This window comes from Mesobacillus selenatarsenatis SF-1 (assembly GCF_000813125.1).
Classification (GTDB): Bacteria; Bacillota; Bacilli; order Bacillales; family Cytobacillaceae; genus Mesobacillus; species Mesobacillus selenatarsenatis.
In genome coordinates this window covers 75,964-97,898 of record NZ_BASE01000058.1, presented here as the reverse complement: position 1 = coordinate 97,898, position 21,935 = coordinate 75,964, and the positions used below count along the sequence as shown (strand labels likewise).

General features: G+C 40.9%; 26 protein-coding genes and 1 riboswitch. Of the genes, 15 read left to right on the top strand and 11 right to left on the bottom strand.

What is annotated here, in order from left to right:
• Nucleotides 1–208 precede the first annotated feature (208 nt).
• The 5 genes from TY49_RS12665 (at nucleotide 209) to TY49_RS12645 (ending at nucleotide 4,440) form a co-directional block, all read left to right on the top strand.
• Nucleotides 209–1,642: a glycoside hydrolase family 1 protein gene (locus TY49_RS12665; protein WP_041966272.1), complete on the top strand. Its 1,434-nt coding sequence runs from the start codon at nucleotides 209–211 to the stop codon at nucleotides 1,640–1,642.
• Between the two features lie 134 nt (nucleotides 1,643–1,776).
• Complete coding sequence (locus TY49_RS12660; protein WP_041966271.1) at nucleotides 1,777–2,337, top strand: GNAT family N-acetyltransferase; 561 nt, start codon at nucleotides 1,777–1,779, stop codon at nucleotides 2,335–2,337.
• Nucleotides 2,338–2,369: 32 nt separating this feature from the next.
• A complete protein-coding gene (locus tag TY49_RS12655; protein WP_041966281.1) occupies nucleotides 2,370–2,873 on the top strand; it encodes a GNAT family N-acetyltransferase in 504 nt (167 codons plus the stop codon).
• A 20-nt stretch (nucleotides 2,874–2,893) separates the two neighbouring features.
• Nucleotides 2,894–3,832 (top strand): GNAT family N-acetyltransferase, encoded by a 939-nt coding sequence (locus TY49_RS12650; protein WP_041966270.1) that lies wholly within the window; start codon nucleotides 2,894–2,896, stop codon nucleotides 3,830–3,832.
• Between the two features lie 44 nt (nucleotides 3,833–3,876).
• Entirely contained in the window at nucleotides 3,877–4,440 is a 564-nt protein-coding gene (locus TY49_RS12645) for a GNAT family N-acetyltransferase (protein WP_041966269.1), read from the top strand.
• A 10-nt stretch (nucleotides 4,441–4,450) separates the two neighbouring features.
• Here TY49_RS12645 and TY49_RS12640 read toward each other — a convergent pair whose 3' ends face one another.
• The gene (locus TY49_RS12640; RefSeq protein WP_041966280.1) at nucleotides 4,451–5,236 is read right to left on the bottom strand and encodes an SDR family oxidoreductase; all 786 of its coding nucleotides are present in this window, start codon (nucleotides 5,234–5,236) and stop codon (nucleotides 4,451–4,453) included.
• 217 nt (nucleotides 5,237–5,453) lie between these two features.
• Here TY49_RS12640 and TY49_RS12635 point away from each other — a divergent pair, with 217 nt between their 5' ends.
• Entirely contained in the window at nucleotides 5,454–6,161 is a 708-nt protein-coding gene (locus TY49_RS12635; RefSeq protein WP_041966268.1) for a DUF4230 domain-containing protein, read from the top strand.
• A 532-nt stretch (nucleotides 6,162–6,693) separates the two neighbouring features.
• On the opposite strand, the gene TY49_RS24270 is transcribed toward TY49_RS12635, so the two are convergent.
• Nucleotides 6,694–6,831 carry a small, acid-soluble spore protein, H family gene (locus tag TY49_RS24270; RefSeq protein WP_084135463.1) on the bottom strand — a complete coding sequence of 46 codons (138 nt, stop codon included), beginning with the start codon at nucleotides 6,829–6,831 and terminating at the stop codon, nucleotides 6,694–6,696.
• 119 nt (nucleotides 6,832–6,950) lie between these two features.
• Complete coding sequence (locus TY49_RS12630; protein WP_052442181.1) at nucleotides 6,951–8,915, bottom strand: alkaline phosphatase family protein; 1,965 nt, start codon at nucleotides 8,913–8,915, stop codon at nucleotides 6,951–6,953.
• Between the two features lie 171 nt (nucleotides 8,916–9,086).
• On the opposite strand from TY49_RS12630, the gene TY49_RS12625 reads away from it, so the two are divergent.
• From TY49_RS12625 to TY49_RS12615, 4 genes are all read left to right on the top strand, one after another.
• Nucleotides 9,087–9,644, top strand: a complete 558-nt coding sequence (locus TY49_RS12625) for a YdhK family protein (protein ID WP_041966267.1) — start codon at nucleotides 9,087–9,089, stop codon at nucleotides 9,642–9,644.
• Between the two features lie 83 nt (nucleotides 9,645–9,727).
• Complete coding sequence (gene yxzF / locus TY49_RS25640) at nucleotides 9,728–9,841, top strand: small protein YxzF (protein ID WP_232310450.1); 114 nt, start codon at nucleotides 9,728–9,730, stop codon at nucleotides 9,839–9,841.
• Nucleotides 9,842–10,053: 212 nt separating this feature from the next.
• A complete protein-coding gene (locus tag TY49_RS12620; protein WP_041966266.1) occupies nucleotides 10,054–11,220 on the top strand; it encodes a TraB/GumN family protein in 1,167 nt (388 codons plus the stop codon).
• Nucleotides 11,221–11,358: 138 nt separating this feature from the next.
• Nucleotides 11,359–11,565: a hypothetical protein gene (locus TY49_RS12615; protein ID WP_041966265.1), complete on the top strand. Its 207-nt coding sequence runs from the start codon at nucleotides 11,359–11,361 to the stop codon at nucleotides 11,563–11,565.
• A gap of 399 nt (nucleotides 11,566–11,964) precedes the next feature.
• Here the strand turns inward: TY49_RS12615 and TY49_RS25010 are convergent, their stop codons facing one another.
• Both TY49_RS25010 and TY49_RS25260 read right to left on the bottom strand, forming a co-directional pair.
• Entirely contained in the window at nucleotides 11,965–12,120 is a 156-nt protein-coding gene (locus TY49_RS25010; protein ID WP_170029969.1) for a hypothetical protein, read from the bottom strand.
• A 335-nt stretch (nucleotides 12,121–12,455) separates the two neighbouring features.
• The gene (locus tag TY49_RS25260) at nucleotides 12,456–12,665 is read right to left on the bottom strand and encodes a hypothetical protein (protein ID WP_232310449.1); all 210 of its coding nucleotides are present in this window, start codon (nucleotides 12,663–12,665) and stop codon (nucleotides 12,456–12,458) included.
• A 139-nt stretch (nucleotides 12,666–12,804) separates the two neighbouring features.
• On the opposite strand from TY49_RS25260, the gene TY49_RS12605 reads away from it, so the two are divergent.
• Complete coding sequence (locus TY49_RS12605; protein WP_041966264.1) at nucleotides 12,805–13,617, top strand: DUF2935 domain-containing protein; 813 nt, start codon at nucleotides 12,805–12,807, stop codon at nucleotides 13,615–13,617.
• Between the two features lie 58 nt (nucleotides 13,618–13,675).
• Here TY49_RS12605 and tenA read toward each other — a convergent pair whose 3' ends face one another.
• Nucleotides 13,676–14,347, bottom strand: coding sequence for a thiaminase II (tenA, locus tag TY49_RS12600; RefSeq protein WP_041966263.1), 672 nt, complete (start codon nucleotides 14,345–14,347; stop codon nucleotides 13,676–13,678).
• 79 nt (nucleotides 14,348–14,426) lie between these two features.
• Nucleotides 14,427–14,537, bottom strand: a riboswitch (TPP riboswitch).
• 173 nt (nucleotides 14,538–14,710) lie between these two features.
• Here tenA and TY49_RS12595 point away from each other — a divergent pair.
• Entirely contained in the window at nucleotides 14,711–14,926 is a 216-nt protein-coding gene (locus tag TY49_RS12595; RefSeq protein WP_041966262.1) for a hypothetical protein, read from the top strand.
• Between the two features lie 420 nt (nucleotides 14,927–15,346).
• Here TY49_RS12595 and qoxD read toward each other — a convergent pair whose 3' ends face one another.
• The 5 genes from qoxD to TY49_RS25005 form a co-directional block, all read right to left on the bottom strand.
• Complete coding sequence (qoxD, locus tag TY49_RS12590; RefSeq protein WP_041966261.1) at nucleotides 15,347–15,646, bottom strand: cytochrome aa3 quinol oxidase subunit IV; 300 nt, start codon at nucleotides 15,644–15,646, stop codon at nucleotides 15,347–15,349.
• A gap of 1 nt (nucleotide 15,647) precedes the next feature.
• Nucleotides 15,648–16,253: a cytochrome aa3 quinol oxidase subunit III gene (qoxC, locus tag TY49_RS12585; protein WP_041966260.1), complete on the bottom strand. Its 606-nt coding sequence runs from the start codon at nucleotides 16,251–16,253 to the stop codon at nucleotides 15,648–15,650.
• Nucleotides 16,243–18,222 carry a cytochrome aa3 quinol oxidase subunit I gene (qoxB, locus tag TY49_RS12580; RefSeq protein WP_041966259.1) on the bottom strand — a complete coding sequence of 660 codons (1,980 nt, stop codon included), beginning with the start codon at nucleotides 18,220–18,222 and terminating at the stop codon, nucleotides 16,243–16,245. The genes qoxC and qoxB overlap by 11 nt, the downstream gene beginning before the upstream one ends.
• On the bottom strand, nucleotides 18,212–19,237 hold the full coding sequence (gene qoxA / locus TY49_RS12575) for a cytochrome aa3 quinol oxidase subunit II (RefSeq protein WP_041966258.1): 1,026 nt from the start codon (nucleotides 19,235–19,237) through the stop codon (nucleotides 18,212–18,214). The genes qoxB and qoxA overlap by 11 nt, the downstream gene beginning before the upstream one ends.
• A gap of 286 nt (nucleotides 19,238–19,523) precedes the next feature.
• Complete coding sequence (locus TY49_RS25005; protein ID WP_198135617.1) at nucleotides 19,524–19,688, bottom strand: hypothetical protein; 165 nt, start codon at nucleotides 19,686–19,688, stop codon at nucleotides 19,524–19,526.
• A gap of 124 nt (nucleotides 19,689–19,812) precedes the next feature.
• Between TY49_RS25005 and TY49_RS12570 the strand changes: the two genes are divergently transcribed.
• The 3 genes from TY49_RS12570 to TY49_RS12560 all read left to right on the top strand — a co-directional run bounded on the left by TY49_RS12570 (nucleotide 19,813) and on the right by TY49_RS12560 (nucleotide 21,906).
• Nucleotides 19,813–20,568 (top strand): alpha/beta hydrolase family protein, encoded by a 756-nt coding sequence (locus tag TY49_RS12570; RefSeq protein ID WP_041966257.1) that lies wholly within the window; start codon nucleotides 19,813–19,815, stop codon nucleotides 20,566–20,568.
• 21 nt (nucleotides 20,569–20,589) lie between these two features.
• Nucleotides 20,590–21,498, top strand: a complete 909-nt coding sequence (locus TY49_RS12565) for an oxidoreductase (protein ID WP_041966256.1) — start codon at nucleotides 20,590–20,592, stop codon at nucleotides 21,496–21,498.
• A gap of 180 nt (nucleotides 21,499–21,678) precedes the next feature.
• Entirely contained in the window at nucleotides 21,679–21,906 is a 228-nt protein-coding gene (locus TY49_RS12560; protein WP_041966255.1) for a hypothetical protein, read from the top strand.
• Nucleotides 21,907–21,935 lie beyond the last annotated feature (29 nt).

Below are 21,935 nucleotides of genomic sequence, written 5' to 3'. Positions count from 1 at the left end.
AAAGCGAAAAGCTGTCAAGAAAAGGACGGAATCGTGACAGGTTCGGGGCTACCAGTCGAAAAGCTGTCAAGAAATGGCTGGAATCGTGACAGGTTCACCGCCACAAAGCGAAAAGCTGTCAAAAAAAATTACGCCAGCTCGTTCGGTCTAGATATTCCAGAGGGAAGCTAATAACCTGCTTCCTATATTTAATATGGAGGTACTAACCATGAATACATATAAATTCCCAGAAGGTTTTTTATGGGGAGGGGCTACTGCTGCTAACCAGATTGAGGGTGGCTACAACGAAGGTCAGAAGGGCCTAAATGTCGCGGATGTTCTCCCAGGAGGAAAAGCCAGATACGATATTTTAACCAAACCTGGTTTCGATTTTGAAATCAGACCCGATCAATACTACCCAAATCATGAGGCGATTGATTTTTACCACCGCTATGAAGAGGATATTGCATTGTTTGCGGAAATGGGGTTCAAGGCTTTCAGGATGTCGATAGCCTGGACACGGATTTTCCCGAATGGCGATGAGCTTGAGCCTAATGAGGAGGGGCTTGCTTTTTATGACCGTGTAATAGACGAGCTGCACAAGCATGGGATTGAACTGGTTGTGACTATTTCCCATTATGAAATGCCGCTTCATTTGGTAAAAGAATACGGAGGCTGGCGAAACCGTAAAGTGGTCACTTTCTTTGAAAGGTATGCCAGTACTATTTTAAATCGTTATAAAGACAAAGTTAAGTACTGGATGACGTTTAATGAAATCAATAGTGCTCTTGTCATGCCGATCAACGGTCTGGGATTTTCGATTGAAAAAGAAGAAGACCGATTCCAGCCAACCTTCCAGGCCTACCACCATCAACTAGTCGCAAGCGCAATGGCAGTCAAAGCTTGTCATGAGATCATTCCAGAATCGCAAATTGGCTGCATGATTCTTTTTGCACCTGTTTATCCTTTTGACAGCAATCCTGAAAATATCCTGCACGCTCTTAAAGAAGAGCAGATTTTCAATTATTTTTGCGGTGATGTGCAAGTACGGGGAGTGTATCCTTCCTTCATGAATCGATACTTTAAAGAACACAATATTCAATTGGAGATTGAAGAAGGAGACCTTGAGTTATTGAAGGAAGGAACCGTGGATTACGTCGGTTTCAGCTACTACATGTCACGCACTGAGAAAAAAGAGAAGGCTGATGACGATGCTTCAGAAGGAAATATAATTGGTGGAGTGCGAAATCCATTCCTGGACGTAAGTGACTGGGGATGGGAAATCGACCCGGTTGGGTTGCGCATCAGCTTGAACAAACTATATAATCGCTATCAAATTCCTCTTTTTGTTGTGGAAAACGGCTTGGGTGCCTATGATCAACTTGAAGAAGACGGAAGTATAAATGACGACTATCGAATTGACTATTTGCGCGAGCATATTAAAGCAATGGGTGAAGCGATTGAGGATGGAGTAAATTTGATGGGCTACACCAGCTGGGGATGCATCGATATGGTCAGCATGTCAACGGGCGAGTTTTCAAAAAGATATGGCTATATCTATGTGGACAAGCATGATGATGGCAGCGGAACGTTAGAACGGAAGAAGAAAAAGTCATTCTTCTGGTATAAAGATGTGATAAAAACAAACGGGGAAAAGTTATAAAAGACTTTTAAAGGGCTGCCAGCAAATGTTGGTAGCTCTTTTTTATAGAAGAAAGTCCTTAGCAATAAAAGGAAAAAACGAATCTTTTGTCGAATAGTATCTCGTTATAAACTTAACGTACAGGAGGAAATCTTATGTTTCTATATAAAATAGATGAACAATTATCATTAAAACTAACAGAGGTGACTGATGCGGATCGCCTGTTTGAACTGACTGAAAAGGCACGGGAATATTTGAAAGAGTGGCTTCCCTGGCTGGATTTTACAACGGATGTTGAAGATACTAGAGAGTTCCTTAAAGGCACAATGAAAGGTTACGCCGAAAGTAAAAGCATGACGACGGTTATTTTATATGAGGGAGAAATAGTCGGTACTGCAGGCTTCAACAGTATTAACTGGTCAAACAAAACGGCATATATCGGTTATTGGCTCGGGCATGAATACCAGGGAAAAGGGATCATGACCAAGGTTGCCAAGGCATTGACTGATTACGCATTTAACCATTTGAAATTGAACAAAGTTGAAATCAGAGCTGCAGAGGAAAATAAGAAAAGCAGAGGGATTCCTGAAAGATTAGGATTTGTAAAAGAAGGCAAGATCCGTCAAGCCGAATGGCTGTATGACCACTATGTAGATCATGTTGTTTATGGGATTTTAGCTGAAGAATGGGATAAAAATAAGAATTTACAAAAGTAGGGATAAATGTGCTATTCCAAAAAGGTAGATTTATGGTTCGTAGATTAGCAGAAAAAGATAAGCACTTATTAGCAAAATGGCTTTCTACTCCGGAGGTTCTTGAATTTTATGAAGGCAGGGATAATTCCTTCGATGTTGAAAAAGTCGAAAGGGTTTTCTACTCTTCAGATGACGATGAAGTTAAATGCATTATTGAGTATGAAGGTAAGTCAATAGGATATATTCAATATTATGAATTGGATGAGGAAACTAAAAAAGAGTATGGATATGAGAGCGGACGAATTTTCGGAACTGATCAATTTATCGGTGAAGTCGACTATTGGAATAGAGGTATTGGAACTTTGCTTATTACATCGATGACAGAGTTTCTTTTTGATCGTATGAATGCCGATAAAGTTGTAATGGATCCGCAAGTATGGAATGAGCGTGCTATAAAATGCTACGAAAAGTGTGGGTTCAATAAAGTGAAATTACTGCCCAAACACGAACTCCACGAAGGAGAACTCCGTGATTGCTGGTTGATTGAGTGTAGGTAATAAAAGGAGTTGTTAGTTGAATGGACCTGAAAATCATCCCCTTAACCTCCAAAAACTTCTCTGAAATTGTATTTGAAACAGGTTCCGGGTTACCTAACATAGATACCATAAAAATGCTTGAAAAAAAGGCTTCTAGCGAAACGGTTTTAAAAATTCTGGGTGTGATCACTCCGAAGGGCAGATTAATTGGGTACGGTATGTATGTTACTGGACCATGGGATCCCATATTAGAACCGGAATTCGCTGAGGTTTTTATCAAGGTGGATCCTGAGTGGCGTAATCAGGGGATCGGGGGCTGGATATTTACTGAAATCGAGGGTATTGCCCATCAGAACAAGTCCAAAGTTCTCCAAACTCAAATCCAGGATACAAAGGAGATAGACTTGAATTGGGCTAAAAAGAAAGGGTTTGACATAACTAGTCATGTATTCGAATCTCAGCTAGATATTTCTCTGTTTAACAAGGAACACTATAGTTCTATTTTTAAAGAGCTAGAATCATCCGGAATTCATTTGACTACTTTAGATGATTACCCAAAGGATAAAGAGACTCAAAATCGCTTCTGGGATTTCTGGTGGGAGCTAGTTACTGATGTTCCAGGCATGAAAGGAAAGCCTCGTCCGGTAAATGATAGAATGATAGCCTTGTTGAAAGACTTTGATAAGAAGGGCTTTATTTTAGCGGTTGATGGCGATCAATGGATTGCTATGTCTATGGTCGTAAAGGAAACTGAGGATGTCTACTATAATTCGATGACTGGAGTAGATCAGCGATTTCGTGGTAAAGGGCTTGCCCAGGCGGTAAAAATAAAAGCGATCGAATATGCTTTGCAAAATAAAGTGAAATATATTCGAACCCATAACAATTCCAATAATACACCAATGCTTTATGTTAATAGAAAGTTAGGTTATGAAGAAAAACCTGGAATTTACGGCTTAACAAAGCGAATTGGAGATTAATCATTTTTGAAGAAGTATTTGATTCTTGTATTGGGGGGCTTGGAATGACCTATGATCATAAAAATAAAACAATTACTACTAGTAGGCTAATTCTTCGGATGTTTCAAAAATCTGATGCGGAAGACGTTGCCAGGCTTTGTCATAATTACAATATCTATAAGAATACTTTGTACCTGCCGTATCCTTATTCAATAAAAGACGCTTTATCTTGGATGGAAAGCCATCTTGAAAATTATGAAGCTAGTAAATCATACGAGTTCGCTGTAACCGATAAGGAAAGTGGTCAACTGTTCGGAGCTATCGCATTATCCAACAACCAGAGGTTCAATCATGGTGAAATAGCTTACTGGATTGGTGAAGAATACTGGGGAAGAGGATTTGCAACAGAGGCAGCAGAAGCAATCGTACAATTTGCGTTCAGTGAAATGAAATATCATAAAGTATTTGCTCGCTGCTTTCACTCCAACCCGGCATCCGGGCGCGTGTTGGAAAAGTTAGGAATGAGAAAAGAAGGTATTTTAATTGACCATGTCAGGAAAGAAAATCGTTATGAAGACTTAGTGCACTATGGAATTATAAACACGCAAAAAATGCTCAGGCAGCCCTGAGCATTTTCCTTTACAACAGCGATTCCGCTCCATCTATATAGACTTCTGTCCCGGTAATATGCGATGACAGATCGGAAGCGAGAAAGAACACGAGGTCTGCTACTTGTTCTGGCTTTCCGGCACGTTCTTCCAGTGGTTGATTGCCTTCGGGATATTCAACTGGGATTTTGATTTTTTCTAGGTTATCTTCTTGCGGGAAAGTGTTTTTCCCTATATTGGTTTCAATTGCACCCGGGCAGATGATATTAACTCTTATACTATATTGGGCAAGTTCCAGTGCTGCCATTTTACCAAAGCCTGTTTGACCGATTTTGGAAGTACTGTAGGCAGACATTCCGAAATTCTTATAAATCCTGTTTCCGTTAATTGAGCTCGTGATGATGATGCTGCCTCCATGCTTCTTCATGTGCGGGATTGCATATTTTACAGTAAGAAAGGTTCCTTTGAGGTTCGTGCTGATTGTTTCGTCCCAATCCTCTGGATCCAAGTCTTCTATTGGTGCAATCACCCCATTGATGCCAGCGTTGGCAAATACGATATCGACTTTTCCCCAGGCATCAACAACCTTTTGATAGCTTCGTTCTATTTCTTCTGGAATTGCGATATCACATTCGACGATCAGTGCGCTTCCGCCAGACTCTACAATTGACTCCTTAACATCCCTGGCGTTTTCTTCCTTCATATCGATTAAGGCAACCTTTGTACCCTCTTGGGCCAGTTTTATAGCTGCGGCTCTTCCGATTCCTGAGCTGGCACCTGTTATAAACGCGACTTTACCATCTAATTGACTCAAAATAGCTGCCTCCTTCTTGGTGATGCGAATATTTTTAACTATGCCCCATTTTTTGAAAAATAAAACAGCGGAAACTAGCAAACTGTCATTCTATGAAACTTTTTCCATACTAGTTCGTAAAAAATAAGTAGCCTCCTTATAATAGGAGGAATTTTTATCATCTGTATTTGTCGATTGAAAGGGTAATTTGTAATTTTTAGTGATACTGGAGGTTAGATAAATGGACAAGCAGGAAAAAGTTATTTCTAAACTTGATGAACTATTAACAGAATTAAGGTCGGGAAGAAAGGAAAGCTCGGCTTCCCTGGCTGCATACCCGCCGAGGTCATCAAAGCTTAGTACAATCAGCAGGATTCTAATTATTCTACTTTTAATAGCTTCTAGCATAAGTGCTGGTTTCTGGTATGTTACGGGGAGCACGGGCAAGGCTGAGTCTACTGTATTCATTGAACAAGTACATGGATTGGCAACGTTGGCCACGGCAGAGGCACATGTGAAGGTGATCCTTGAGCAAGAAGATAATGAATTATTCGGGGAGAAAATTAACTTTAATTTACCTGGGACAAAGCGTGAATTGCTATTGATCGTTCCAGCAACTGTGATAGCGGGTGTTGATTTGCAAGCGATCGATAAAAAGGACTTGAAAGTGGATGAAGAGAATAAAACAGTTGAAATCCTGCTGCCTCAGGCACAATTCATTCAAGAGCCGTCAGTTAAGATGGACGAGGTGAGGACATTTTCCGATGAAGGCCTTTTCCGTGGAAAAGTACAATGGGATCAAGGCTTCGATTTGGCCGCTGTAGCCCAGAAACAAATAAAGCAGGAAGCGATAGCTGCAGGTGTTTTACAAAAAGCAGATAAAAATGCTGAAACAGTGTTGAAGGAATTTTTCGGGCATTTAGGATATAAGGTCATTATAGGTGGATAATAATATTATGTTAACTAATAGAAATTAAGTGTAATCCTAGAAATGAAATAAAACATTATTTTCGATGTGTAAGATTATCCTTTTTAAAAATATATTGTTCTCCTTAAATATTTTCACCCATCTTGTAAATATTATTAATAAACCCAAGTGTTGGACAGGTTAGCGATTCGCTTCAGAACTTAGCCATTTGACAATAGATTAAAATGAGGTGAAATGGATGAGAATTTGCGAAGTTTGTGGACGGAAGGATGTTTCAGAGAACAAGGAAGAAAAGCTTTTTCAACCCGTTAGGCTTCATGTATGCGAGAGCTGCAAGCAGAATCGTAAGATGACACCTCTTGGTGATTGGGCTTTCTAAATGAATCCAGGCGAAGGCCTGGATTTTTTGTTTTTAAATTAATTAAAAAATTAACCTAGCTCCAGTGCTCAGCCTTTACAGTCGCTGGCTCTTTTTGTTCTTAAGAAGATAAAGGCTCTCAAAAACGAGAGCCTAGTTTTCATCCAAGCCGTCGATAGATACAAGCTGTCTTTCTTAATGTGTTCCTCTTGGTGAAATGACCGCCATGCTAGAAGTAAGGTCGATGCTTTCAATCCAGATCGGGACTACGTGGTAATGTACAGGTATTTCACTTTCCGCGGCTAGTATTTCTTTTACACGTTGTAAATCCATATCAATCACCTCTTACTTAAAATATCCATAGAAATGTTTTGGTATGTATGGATGTTATTGCGGGTGATAAAGGGGAACAGGGGGAACAGGGGAAAAAGGACTCAAAAAAGCGAACCAAGTTATTCTTGATTCGCTTTTTTTGATTCTTCAGTTAGATTTTTGATTCTTTTACCCTCTACATAATTGGGAATTTGCAAACCTAGTAATTCATAAATGGTTGGTGCTATATCAAGATTGGAGATCGGCTCTATCTTTTTTCCACGGGGGATGTCAGGTCCCATTGCCAAAAACACTGCCCTCAATTTGTCGCGATTCGGATTCCCACCATGTGTACCTAACTCGGGTGTTGACTTTACGATATGAGATTCGCCCTGTCCCATTATATAACCAGGAGCAGCCATCAATAAAATATCTCCGGCATTTTGCTCCTTCAATTTTTTGTTTTGGGATATTTTTTTAATATCCTGGTAGGGATGAATATCAGCGTTCAATAGATAACCAAATAAATCTTTTGTATTTTCTTTTACACCGGTAAATGATAAGTTCACGGTGCTGTTCCATATTTCTTTCAGTTGATGCCTGATGACAGGACCGTTTTCATTCCTGTTTACCTTGATCCCTTTAAACGCCTGGATGATTTCATTCCGGACCTGTTCATAATCTTCTTCTGGAACGATACCATGCTTTTCTCTCGATTTCAGGTTGATGTATACATGTGCTGCCGAACCGCTTGGAATTGCAATCGCTTTTGATTTCTTATAATCAATCTTACCATCGGAATCCAAAACTAGAAGTCCATTTTCCTTGAGGACCTTATTGGGCTCAAGTGCCGAATGCGCAGGTTCCATGCCATGGTCGGAAACAATGAAGAGATGGTCGTTCCCGTCCAGTGATTCGACTGTTTTGCCGACGACACTGTCTGCAACTTTATAGGACCATTGTATATATTCCATGTACTTTTTCGATTTTTCAGGTGAATAATCAGGCTGCCTTGGGTCTGTCAGCAAGTACTTATGTTCTTGATGGTCAATTTGCGGCGCATAAAACATCAGCAAATCCGGCTTGTACTCATTTTTGATAAAAAGGGATACATCTGTTACCCAATTTACGAACCTCTCCGAAATTTCCTCATATTCCTTCCTGGAAATCCAGCCCTTCTCCAGGGCGATGTCATCATCCTGAGGCGGGAAAAAACCAAATTGGTCCCTAATTCGTTCAGGAAATCCTTCTGGCCCATCAATTAAACCTGACGTCACTGCTGAACGGTACATTACAGCTTCCTTACCTAATGCTGGGTCAGTTGAAGTGAAGTTGAACCAGAAACCTGCTGTCTGGTCTTCTTTTACCTGAAGCGTGACTGATCCCCAATTTTTTGGACTAACTCCTTTTTTATCAATCTTTTTATTGTCAGAAACGATAAATTCGTCGTAATTCTTTGTCTCATCGTTGCTTGAATCGTACGCAAGCACATGGATTTCTTTGTTTTTACTGTCCTCGACCTTAATTTTGAAGGATGTCTCCATCAATAAACTAAAGCTTTTCGGAGTGTTGCTCCAGCCTGATGCCTCTGTAAATTTGAGTTTTTCCTGTTTGCTTGGGGAAAGCGTATCCCCATAGTAAATTGTATAGTCCGCCTGCTTGCCAGTGGAAGGATTCGCTCCGGCAAAAGCTACCGTTGCTGTAGTTTTTCCTTGCTTCCTGGCTGTGACCCAGAGTGGGTCTACCTCAAATGCACTTAAGAAGGCATTTTTCTGGTTTGTCAGTGCTGCATCTTTCTGCTGCCAGGCATTGCTGACGATTGATGTTTTAAGTGGAGTTGCGCCGGTCGCGATAGCTGCGTGTGATGGAGCAGTAAGGGACGGGCTTACTGTTTTGGCGTATTTGGCGTTAGTTCCTTTTTCGATTACATTCTTTATATTAGGCAGTTTGCCGTCTTTTACATAACTCCGGGTGAGATCATTACGCATGCCGTCAAAAGAAATAAGAATTACCTGGCGATCACTTGCTGCTTCTGCCAGAGTCACGTTGATGGATGAAAAAGTGATAAATAATAGAATAATTACCTTTAAATATCTTGTTGTCATAGAATCTCCCTACTTCGATGTTATACAGGGATTTACCTATTTTTAAGGGGTTTAAAACTTTTTGAAAAATTAGCTATTCAAGCGCTAGGCAAAAAGTGTAACCGTGCTCGATAAAATCTGCATAAATTCATGATATAAATTTTTTATAACATAGGGAGGGATAGATGTAATATGAAACTAAAAAATAGATTTGTAATGGTATTTTTATCGATTAGCACCGCATTATTTTTAACAGCTTGTTCTGGTGAAGAAGAAAAATCAAGCACTGAAGATCACAACAGCCATGCAAATATGGAGCATTCAGGATCAGGCGAATTACCTGAAGGTCTAAAGGAAGCCTCGGGTCCAACATACAAAGTTGGCAGCAAGGCTATCATCACGGACGATCACATGCCAGGCATGGATGGAGCAGAAGCGGAGATCGTTGGAGCATATGATACTGTCGTCTATTCGTTATCCTATGACCCTACCAATGGTGGAGACCGAGTGGAACAGCATAAGTGGGTCATTCATGAAGAACTGCTTGATGTCGGTGACGAACCATTAAAGCCAGGGAATGAGGTTACAATCAATACCGATCATATGGAAGGAATGAAAGGAGCAAAAGCGGTCATTGATACAGCTGAGGAAATGACAGTATACATGGTCGACTTCATGCCAACAGATGGCTCTGAAAAAGTGACGAACCATCAGTGGGTAACCGAAGACGAACTTGCTCCTGCAAAATAATATCTAAGATTACCAAAATCATGCAGGATTGTCCCTTATTTAGTCTGGGTATATAAGTACTAAGACATGAGGAGGGATGACACATGAAAAAATTAATCAAAACGGCGCTAAAATGGGGACCAGTTCTTTATCCAATCGTTAAAAAAATGATGAATAACAGAAAATCATCCTCGATAAAAACTAGCTATTCAAAATAAATGTCCTGCCGGACCGCACAGGAGTCATTAGGTGGCTGCTGTGGGGTCTTTTTCTATTTCGTCAAATGCCGAATGCTGAACTTTTACGAGGTTGGGCACATTGGTAAATAATCTTTATATTTCAGACTATTGTTCATGTTATAATGGTAAAATGAATCATAAACTATCTACATAAAGTTGGCTTGCATGGGTCTAGTAAAAGGAAGGTATCTATGGGAGAAGAAAATATAACGAGAATTGTAATGAATGGCAAGGAATACATATTGATTGGAACTGCACATGTCTCCAAGCACAGTGCGGAGCAGGTTAAGGAAGTAATTGAAGCTGAGAGGCCTGATTCTGTCTGCGTCGAATTGGACGAGCAGCGCTACAAGACAATTTCCGAGGGTTCAAAGTGGCAGGAGATGGATATCATCCAGGTTATCAAAGAAAAACGTGCTTCTTTATTACTGATGAACCTCGCTATTTCGTCTTTCCAAAATCGAATGGCGAAGGAACTTGGTATCAAAGCAGGCCAGGAAATGATCCAGGGAATTGAATCTGCGAAAGAAGTCGGGGCTAAACTTGTGCTTGCTGATCGAAATATCCAGATTACATTTTCAAGGATTTGGGGAAATCTTGGCTTGAAAGGAAAGGCCATTTTACTCAGCCAGATCATCACGAGTATCTTCAGCCGGGACAGCATCTCGGAGGAAGAACTGGAAAAGCTGAAGGAACAGGATACGATCAACGCGATGCTGAATGAATTCACTGAAACATTCCCACGGTTGAAAAAGCCATTGATTGACGAGCGTGACCAATACTTAGCTCAGAAAATCAAAGACGCACCTGGAGAAAAAATTGTCGCTGTCCTGGGGGCTGCACACGTACCGGGAATCAAAGAAGAAATCAAAAAAGATCATGATTTGAAAAAATTAAGAGCGATTCCCCCGAAATCCAATTGGCCAAAAATCATTGGCTGGAGCATACCTGTATTGATTCTGGCTATTATCGTCTATACTTTTTTGGCTAATCCATCAGCGGGTTTCGCCCAAACAATCAGCTGGATTTTATGGAACGGAAGCCTTTCCGCCCTGGGAGCTGCTATCGCAATGGGGCATCCACTGACCATTTTGACAGCATTTATAGCGGCACCGATCACTTCCTTAAATCCATTGCTTGCTGCAGGCTGGTTTGCCGGTTTGACACAGGCTTATATCCGCAGGCCGAGTGTTAAGGACTTTGAGACACTATCTGAAGATGTTTTTAGTTTAAAAGGATTTTGGCGAAACAAAGTCAGCCGAGTGTTGCTGATCGTCGTACTAGCCAACCTGGGAAGTTCACTTGGAACCTTCATAGGCGGTGCTGATGTCATCAGGGTCTTTATCGAGAATTTATAAGAATTAGAACGAAATCTACATGGTTTCGTTCTTTTTTTAAAAAAGTTTGCGATTCATAGAAGAAAAATGACGAAAAAAGAGGATTTCTGTTACATAAAATGGAATGAGAAAAGGAAAAGATTTTACAGGAGTGATATTTTGAACATCTTAAAACCTGCCGTTTCCATTTCGATCTTAATTCATTTTCTATACATAATAGGAATTCTGTTTTTTGCTAACTATAACAACATCGCTTTTCCTCAAGGTGAAATCCCAATCTTACTGCTGTTTTCAACTTTCGTTTTTGCGGCAATTATCGGCTTGATCCTCTGTGCAATTGACACCAATACGAATATGAAAAGCTAGATTGAGTCCTTAAGTCTTTAAGTAGAAGGGGAAAAAAAAATCATCCTCAATGGCAGGATGACAAGAAGATGAATGTACAACCGTAAGGCGGAATAGCTATTTCGCCTTTGTTTTTGTTTTATTTTGATACTCAGTCTGACGCTTTGCATCCTTTTTAAAAGCTTCCATTGCCTTGCTGTACAACAAACTCACCTTCAGCACCTCCCAGATCATTCTTATTACGTTCCTTCCCCGTGTATACTACTCTAAAACTTAAAAGTGGAACAAATTTTCAAAAAGATATTTGGTAGTATATTCCTTCTGGAAAGCGAGATAAAAGACCGTTCACTTTAACAAATCCACACGATTAAGATTCTGGCTAAAAAAGAAAAGACGCCCGGGTTGTGGGGCGTCTTCCTGTTACTTTTTATTCACTTGTTTACCGCTTTTTTTCTGGCTCTGCGATTTTGAATTCCCGACCTGGAACTCGGCGCCAAGCTCAATATCATTTCTTTTATCATGTTTCTCTGTTTGTTCTCTTGTTTGATCCCTGTTGTGCATACCTTGTCTCGCCATTTCATTCAGCTCACTTTCCTTGGGTTTACCTAAATGGCCTTATTATTATGTTCATTAAATAATTAATTATTGATGGGTACTATCTGATTGCCCCCGAATGACTTTGTCATAAAATACCTGAAATCCATATAGAACTAAGGTTTTGATTAAGAAAACTATAGATAACTGGAATTTTGTTAAGCGGACCAATGAAACATAGCCAAATTTCTTGAAGATGTCCAGTCCGTAATAAGTAAACAGTGAGTCAATCAGGATATTGACCAGCATATACAGATTGAATTTCTTATAGGTGTATTTCATGATCCAGAATGAACCTATAAAAAACGGACCCCAAATTAAAGGCAGTTCACCCAATACGTTTGGTTTAATTTTAAAGGGAACCACCACCATTTTCTCTTTTCAGCCAACCTTCCTTCAAAGATTAAATAAATGGCCATGAATAACGTACCTGGCAGGAACTTTCTGAATGTTTGTTTACCGAGAAGAGGCAGTGATAGCCAAGGCAGTACAGCCATTAAAAATATGTAAAGTTTTAGATTTTTCATTAGCAACACCTTTTGGGAGAGAATAGGGATTGTTTTTCTTAGTATCTCTAATCATGCTAAAAGTATTAAAAGTTTCTCGAGGTCATCATTTCTTTCGCTCTTGAACAGTAAGTATAAGTAGGAAAAGGAGGGGAAAGAGATGATTTCTCTTTGGGATGAACATTCATTTTGGCTTGAAATGCTGCAGGATCATGCCTATTTTGTCAGGGATGGGTTGTCAGTGAGTGAAAAGGAGTACGTAAAAATCGCCCAGCAATTCATTGGTTTATATGATGACCTTTTAGCTAATTTGCAGTCAATACCGCGGCAAGCTGGCCACCAGGACAGTCAAATGATCGATTTTTCAAGAAAAGTGTGGAAGGTTGCTAAAAACTATTATGATTTTGAAGGTACACTGCAATCATTGAGGATAGATAACAAAGTAAACCTGAGCCTGTCCCCAACCTATTTAAACGGTACCCTGAGTGAAAACCAGGAATATTTACGCATATTAAGCTATCTAGTGCAGGGTCAGGAACCAGTACGTTTGTCAGTTACAGAGATAATGGACCTTTGGCTTGAAGATCAACTTGGTCACGCGGTGCTTTTTGAAAATCTGCTTGACCCAATCGAAGTAGGCGCAAACACAGCAGCCCAGGAGTTCAAACGCAGATTCCAGCTATTTATTGTCCAAAATCATCATTTGAAAAATTATTTGCGGGTAAAACAGCCAGGCTTTGCCCGCCAGCAGGAATTCATTTATGAAGTAGGAAAGACGACACTTGAAATGAATCAGTTCATTAAAAATATGGTGGAGAAGTACAAAGGAAATACGCTTTTGAATAAATCCAATCTCCGCTTTCTCGAGCATCACTTTCCAGAAACATGCTATTTTCTCGCCAATTTAAGCTACTATGAACCAAGGTTGCAGTCTCTAGTAGGGAATTGCTCTTTGTCTAAGCCGTCTTTTTAGAAAAAAATAATTGATTAAAACAACGGGCAGAAACCCGTTGTTTTTTATCTATCAATTTTTAGAATGTAACAGGCCACTTTTCTTGATTGTAGGCCATGTCCCAGAACATGAATTCATACTGGCTGCTGATGATAAAATGCTGTTTCATCTTTTCTTGTTCCGATTTTGACGCCTCTGATGCAAGCTCATTTAGTCTGCTTAATTGCTCATTTACCAATCCACTGAACCATTCTCCGCCATATGCATTAATCCATTCTTGATATATTTGAACATTTGGAGTGGCTTCCTGTAGCAATTGTCCAATTTCATAGTAAATCCAGTAGCATGGCAGGATCGCTGCGATGATTTCAGCCAGACTTCCAGAAGCAGCAACCCGATAAAGATGTGATGTATAAGCATAGGCAGTGGGCGAAGGGACGAACTCATCTAATTCTTGTTTTGATACTCTCAATTGCTTTAGGAAATTTTCGTGCAGACCAAGCTCAGCCTCATAAGTCCCCAGCGAATGAGCTGCCATTCTGGAAGTGGTGAACAAATCAGATGCTCTCGCCGCTCCAATTGCCTGTATCCTGGCAAAATGGGAAAGATAATAGGAATCCTGTAAAACATAATAGCGAAAGGACTCCAATTCTAAATTCCCATTAGCAATTCCCTTAATAAAAGGGTGTTCAAAATTTGCCTGCCAGATTAGTTCTGCTTCGTGTCTTAATACTTCAGTGAATTTTGTCATTTAAAAGCTCCTCCTCATCCTTTTTAACCCAATAAAAAAACCACTTTCAAAGAAAGTGGTTGTATTGGCACAACAAAAAATGTCCCAAAGTCCACTTTCCTACGCTGGTGTAAACCAGATCAGGTTCCAAGGGTCTCAAAGTCTCACTTTAATCTCAGCCTTTAAATCAAAGGCACCCCTAGTGGTAAAATTTAGATATTTATTTTCATCTTTAATCATAATAGCATGGCAATTTAAGAGTCAAGCAAATAGTTGATCATTAAATTGTGAAATAATTTAGAGTTAATTGTGAACATTATGTGACATTTTTTATTAAATTCTGTTAATATAAAAAATACATACGAAAAAGTGGGGGAATGAGAAGTGGGAAAACTTCTTATGTACTTTTATTTAGTTGTTGGTCTATATTGTCTTGTAAGCGGATTCTTGGCATTGGTATCACATGGTTTTCAGCATGCGGTTTTATCGCTGTTCCTTGCAGTGTTTAACTTCGGGATGTTTTCTTTATTCAGGAAAGAAGGCAAGCTGCCGCGTTTACGTTTGATCAAAGGACGTAAACGCGAGATGGCTAAGATTTAGTTCTGTTGTACAGCCAATCGAGGGTTTTTTTTGAACACAAGATAACCTTCGGACAAAATCTCGGCCGTACAAGCGGAAATTGTCTGAAGTAGGGGCAGGTTCGGACAAAAGTACCTGCTGTTCAAGCTTAATTTGTCTGAAGAAGGGTCAGGTTCGGACAAAATCTCGGCCGTACAAGCGGAAATTGTCCGAAGTAGGGGCAGGTTCGGACAAAATCCCGACCGTACAAGCACAATTTGTCTGAAGTAGGGGCAGGTTCGGACAAAATCCCGACCGATCAAGCGCAAATTGTCTGAAGTAGGGTCAGGTTCAGACAAAACCTCGTCCATTCAAGCAGAAATTGTCCGAAGTAGCATCAAATAAAAAAAAGCCCACAAAAAAACCAGGTCACCCCCGAGAGGATGCCTGGTTTCAATCATTTTAATGCGAGTGTCCTGAGGTCATAACCCAGATGGATCCTGCAACAATGACTACTGCAATAAAAGCTGAGTAAATGATATTGATATTATTCGTAACTTTATCGTCGCCTTCATTGATGTGCATGAACATGTAAAGCTGGATTCCAGCCTGGACAACCGCTAGTGTGCCGATAATCCACATGACTGCCTTCATTGAAAGAGAGCTCTGAAGGGCAATCCATGCAGCGCCGAATGTCAGGACGAGTGACATGAAGAATCCGATGACATGGCTGATTGGGAAGCTATTTGAATGCTTATCCATATTACATCACCAACCCTTGTAAATAAACGAATGTGAAGATGAAAATCCAAACGACATCAAGGAAGTGCCAGTACAATCCGAAGATGAATGCTTTGCGTGCTGTAACAGGTGTCAATCCTCGCTGCAATATCTGGATGATCAGCAGGATGGCCCAGCCAATCCCGATGGTGACGTGCAAGCCGTGCGTTCCAAGCAGAACGAAGAAACTGGATAGGAACGCACTGGTCTGCATGGTCGCACCTTCGTGCACGTAGTGGATGAACTCGCGAACCTCCATGAACAGGAAGCCGCCGCCCAGCAATAATGTGAATACGAGCCACATCAGCATGCCTTTAATATTGCTTCTGCGCATTTCGAAGATTGAGATTCCCATTGTAAAACTGCTTGTCAGCAGCAGAAAAGTCTGGATCATGACGTCTTTGACAATAAAAATATCTTTTTGTGTAGGGCCACCTGCATATCTTTCACCGAGCACTCCATACACTCCAAAAAGGGTAGCGAAGAGGACAATTTCAGCTCCGAGGAAGACCCAGAAGCCAAGGATATTCATCCTGTTTTGTTCTGTCTGGTATTCAAGCGGCAAAGCGGCATTGACTTTAGCTGACATGGTTCTTCACTCCTTTGTTTGCGCCTTTTCTCCATTTACTTTCTGTTTCAAAGACTTCATCCTTGTGGACATGGAAGCCTTCATCGTAGTCAAATGAACGGAAGGCAAGGCCAGCGAGAATACCTAGAGCGGCAACTCCGGCAGCAATCGTCCATTCGAAAACAAGCAGGAATCCAGAAATTCCGAACACGACACCCATATAAATCGGGATCCAGGTGTTGCTTGGCAAGTGGACTTCTTCTACCTCATCTTCAGTCAAAGGCTGAAGCTCATTGTTCTTTTTCATATGCCAGAAGGCATCAAGCTTTGTAACCTCAGGAAGGGAAGCAAAGTTATAGTGCTGTACAGGTGTTGCAGTAGCCCACTCAAGCGTTCTTGCGTCCCATGGGTCATTGCCGATATTGCGGTCAGCATGGCGAGCGCTCCAGTAAATGTTGTACACCAATGCCGCAAAACCTGCCGCAAGTATGACAGATCCGACAGCAGAAATCATCATCAATGGACCAAACCCAGTTTCAGCTGAGTAAGTGTACGCGCGGCGGACCGCACCGTCAAGTCCAAGGAAGAACATTGGCATGAACGTTACGTTGAACCCAACAACGAACAGCCAGAAGTGCCATTTACCGATTTTCTCATTAAGCATATAGCCGAACATTTTTGGCCACCAGAAGTAAAGACCGGCAAAGATTGGGAACACAACGCCCGGAATCAATACATAGTGGAAGTGTGCCACCAGGAATAATGTGTTGTGGTACTGATAGTCAGCGGCAGCCATCGCCAGCATGACACCAGTAACACCGCCGATGACAAAGTTAGGAACGAAAGCCAGTGCCCATAGCATTGCTGTCGTAAACTTGATGCGGCCTTTTCTCATCGTGAACAGCCAGTTGAATACCTTAACCCCGGTCGGGATGGCAATTGCCATAGTCGTGATCGAGAAGAATGAGTTCACTCCTGCACTGTTACCCATTGTGAAGAAGTGGTGAACCCAAACGAGCATACTCAATACTGAGATCATCACAATCGAGATGACCATGGATTTATAACCGTAAAGGGTTTTACGGGCAAAAGTCGAGATAATATCTGACAGCATACCGAATGCTGGCAGAACTACGATATACACTTCAGGGTGTCCCCATAACCAGAACAGGTTCGCCCAGAGCATATCCATACCGCCGCCGGAGATCGTAAAGAAGTGAGTACCGAACGTGCGGTCAAATGTCATCAATGCCAGCGCTACTGTGAAAATAGGGAAGCTGGCTACGATGATGATCGACGTAATGAATGATGTCCATGTGAACATCGGCATCTTCATCAAAGTCATGCCTTTAGTTCTCATTTTTAACACTGTGACGACAAAGTTAATACCTGTCATCAAAGTACCAGCACCTGCTATTTGCAGGGCCACTGCGTAAAAGTTATTCCCGATGCCCGGACTGAATTCTTTTCCGGCAAGAGGGAAGTATGAGGTCCATCCTGCGTCTGGTGAACCACCGATGATGAAAGATATATTGAACAACGCTGCGCCGCTCACAGTAAGCCAGAAGCTAAGAGCATTCAGCTGTGGAAAAGCAACATCACGGGCGCCGATTTGCAGTGGAATCACAAAGTTCATAAGACCGATCAGCAGCGGCATCGCAACAAATAGAATCATGATAACGCCGTGTGTTGTGAATACCTCGTTATAGTGCTGGGCATTCAGGAAGTCATTTTCCGGCACGGCTGTCTGGCCCTTCATCATCAAGCCATCAATACCGCCGCGGAGAAACATCACGACGCCAAGCAGGATGTACATGATCCCGATTTTCTTGTGGTCAACAGTTGTAAACCACTCCGACCAAAGGTAATTCCATTTTTTAAAATAGGTGAGACCAGCTAATGCACCAACTAATGTCAGGGCAATCCCGATTTGTGATGCGAAAATTAATGGATCACCAGTTACGAAAAATTCATTCCACTTAATGCCCATTGTGGTCACCCCCGTGTGAATCTTCAGTTTCAGATTCTTCATGGTTCATATCTTCATTGTTTTCATGATTAGAATGTTCATTGTTTCCATCTTTATATTTGTAGTTGTCCTTGTCCTCAAAGATCTTTCCTGGCCAGCCATGTCCTCTATCGTACATTTCTGGATTTGTGTAGTTCTTTGAATGTGGATCAGAATGGTCAACCCATTCAAGGTGTGTGTTAGAGAATGTTTTGCGTCCAAGGTGGGAAGGCTCAAGCATCTTCTCATATTCCTCCAAAGTCATTTTTGGAGCAGTTTCCTTTACATCTTTAATCCATTGATCAAAATCTTTTTGTGTCTGGGATAGCACTTCGAACTCCATGCCCGCATAACCCTGGCCGTTAAAGTTCGTGTTCTTGCCAACATATGACCCTGGATTATCTGCAACCAGGTAAAGCTGGGTTTCAGCTTTCGCCATCGTGTACTTTTGGCCCGCCAAAGCAGGGATCCAGAAGCTTTGCATCGTGCCTGCTGAGGTCAGTCTGAAGTCAATCGGACGGTCTTCAGGAATATTCACATAGTTGACGGTTTCGATTCCTTGTTCCGGATAGCTGAAGATCCATTTCCAGTCAGCAGAAGTAACGTTAATGACAAGAGGATCTTTATTCTCATAGCCTTTAGGGATTTCGTCTATAGCGTAAATTGTTTTGACTGTAGGGATCGTCAAAGCAACGATAATCAAAATCGGAATCACTGTCCAAATTATTTCTAGCACAGTGCTGCCGTGTTCTTCAGGTGGTTCGTAATCCAAATTGTCTTTGCGTTCACGGTACTTCCAGACGATGAATCCGAATAGCCCGAACACAACCACTGTAACAAGTAACATCAGAGCAATCGAAAAGTTGATCAACTCAAGAATTTGCCTTGCGATCGGTCCCTCCGGATTGAATACCACCATATTGTTTTCACAGCCGCTAAGCAACAGCACAGCTATGATCGAGGTGAGGGAGACCAAAAAAAGTTTTGATTTCTTCATCACTGCAGCTCCTTTCAAATATCAATCTTGTTCATTTTATCACAAACTTATGTTCATTTGTTCACAATGTTTTCGAAAATGACCCGAATATGAACGGTAAGTTGTGGCAAAAGGTGTGATAAATATCACACTACTTTATTTGTAATCATTCTAACATGGAAATTGTTACGGTTTTAAAGATAAATGTGAACAAATTATGAAAACAAAAATTGTCATCTTAGTGAATTTAAATATAATCTATTGACGAAAAAAGCAGGGCGCTCAAATGAGGCCCTGCTTCGTAAGATTAAGATACTTTATTTCTTTCAATATATGTTTCCAATGCCGGATGGAATTCCTTTTCATAATGTCCTGATGGACAAGCCTTAATGATGATCGTCTTGCTTGAAGGTTGCTCTTTAACTTCCAGCGCTGATTTACAACGTGGGCATTTTTCAACAAAAAAATTCATACAAATATCCCTCCAATAAATCCTATGTGTTTAGTATGAATTATATTTGAAGTTATTTCAATGGTTAATAAGACCAATTGTGTTACCATTGAAAATATTGAAGGTATTGGAAGGAGTTGTCCAAATGCAGGAAGCCGTTTCACTTTTACATAACAACCAGGTGATGAGAGGGATGGCACATATCCCCTTGATAAACCAAAAGGAAGCACCTGCAGTCATTCTTCTGCATGGCTTTACCGGCAGCAAGCTAGAGCCACACCGTTTCTTTTTGAACATTTCAAGGGAGCTCGAAGCTCTTGGGATTGCTAGCTTCCGATTCGATTTTTTAGGAAGCGGCGAAAGTGATGGGGATTTTAAAGATATGACTGTTTTAAATGAATTAGCAGAGGCAGAAACAATTCTTGATTATGTCCGTTCCCATCCCAGTATAGATAACGAAAAAGTGATTGTCCTCGGTTTTAGCATGGGAGGACTTGTTGCCAGTCTCCTTGCTGGAGATCATCCAGAGAAAATCGAGAAACTTATTTTATTAGCTCCAGCTGGCAGTATGGCAGATGAAGCTAAGGTTATGGTGAAGAATTCTACATATATAAAGGAAGAATGCTCCTTCGACATTGGCGGGAATTTAATCGGGAAAGATTTTATTGAAGAGCTAAATACCATTGATGTGTGGGAAAGGGCGAAAAGATTCAAACGCGATGTTCTGTTGATCCATGGGTCAAATGATCAAGCTGTTTCGATTGAGGATTCCATGAACTATCAGGAGAAGTGCTACCAGGAACAGGCGACGCTCCGCATTGTAAATGGCGCAGATCATACCTTTAATTCGTATCATTGGGAAAAAGAAGTCATTCAGAACATTTGTAACTTTGTAAAATAGAACATATAGAGGTGGCTAATCATGTTAATCGAGAATTTATCAGGCAAGACAGTCATTATTACTGGAGCCAATAGCGGGATCGGCTATGAGGCGGCAAAGAAACTCTCAGGAAAAGGTGCACATGTCATACTCGCAGTGAGAAATGTGGAAAAGGGTAAGGTTGCTGTTGACTCCATTGTGCAAGGAAATCATGAAGCATCAGTAGAAATGATGAAGCTGGATTTAGCAGACCTCGCAAGTGTCCGCAATTTCACTTCAGCTTTTATAGAAAAATACAGCTCCCTGGACATACTGATCAATAACGCTGGAGTCATGATTCCTCCATATGGCAAGACGAAGGATGGATTCGAGCTTCAATTCGGAAGCAATCACCTCGGCCACTTTGCGTTGACTGGCCTCTTGCTGCCACTACTGAAAAAAACAGCAGGTTCCAGGGTTGTCACTTTAAGCAGTATCGCTCATCGGGGAGCTTCGATTGATTTTGATAATCTGGACGGCTCAAAAGGATACAAAGCAATGAAATTTTACGGACAGAGCAAGCTTGCCAACCTGTTATTTGCAAGGGAGCTTGATAACCGTTTTAAAGAGCATGGAATCGAGACAATCAGTGTCGCCTGCCACCCGGGAATATCCAATACGAATTTATTCCATTTAGGCAAAGGTGAAACTCCCAAATATCTGAAAAGGTTAATGAAATTCTTTTCCCAGCCCGCTGCTATGGGCGCTCTGCCCACTATTTACGCTGCAGCAGATGATAGCCTGACCGGAGGGGAATACATCGGTCCAGACGGAAGGGGTAACAGAAAAGGTTATCCTGCGATTGAAATCCCTTCACCAGGAGTTTTTAATGAAGAGACAATGACAAGGTTATGGACTGTATCAGAGGAATTGACGGGTGTACAATTTGATTTTTTAGGGACTCTATCATAGAGTCTCTTTTTTTATTTTACTATATTAGAATAATATATTTTCTGTAAGCGTTTTCATTAGATTATTCATCATTCTTTTAAATATTGCGAAAAAATAGTTCATATATTGTTCAACATTTCACAAACTATTATTCTGTTTATGTGATAATCTGTAATTAGAAAAGGAAAAGGAGTGATCAAGATGATGTATTGCGAATTTAAACCCTTCTCAACCGATACTGAGACATATACTCAGGAAATGCTCGAGGAAGTTATTGGTGATGAATTCGAAGCGATGATGTATAAAGATGATAAAGAAATACCAGCATACATCTGGACAGTAAACTTCGTGGTAATTGTTAAAAGAAGTACAAAGTTTGTAACTGACATCAGCTTTGAAAAAATACCTAGAAATCCAGTTTGCGAGTAGTTTATTTTTTCGAAAAATCTTGTGAAATT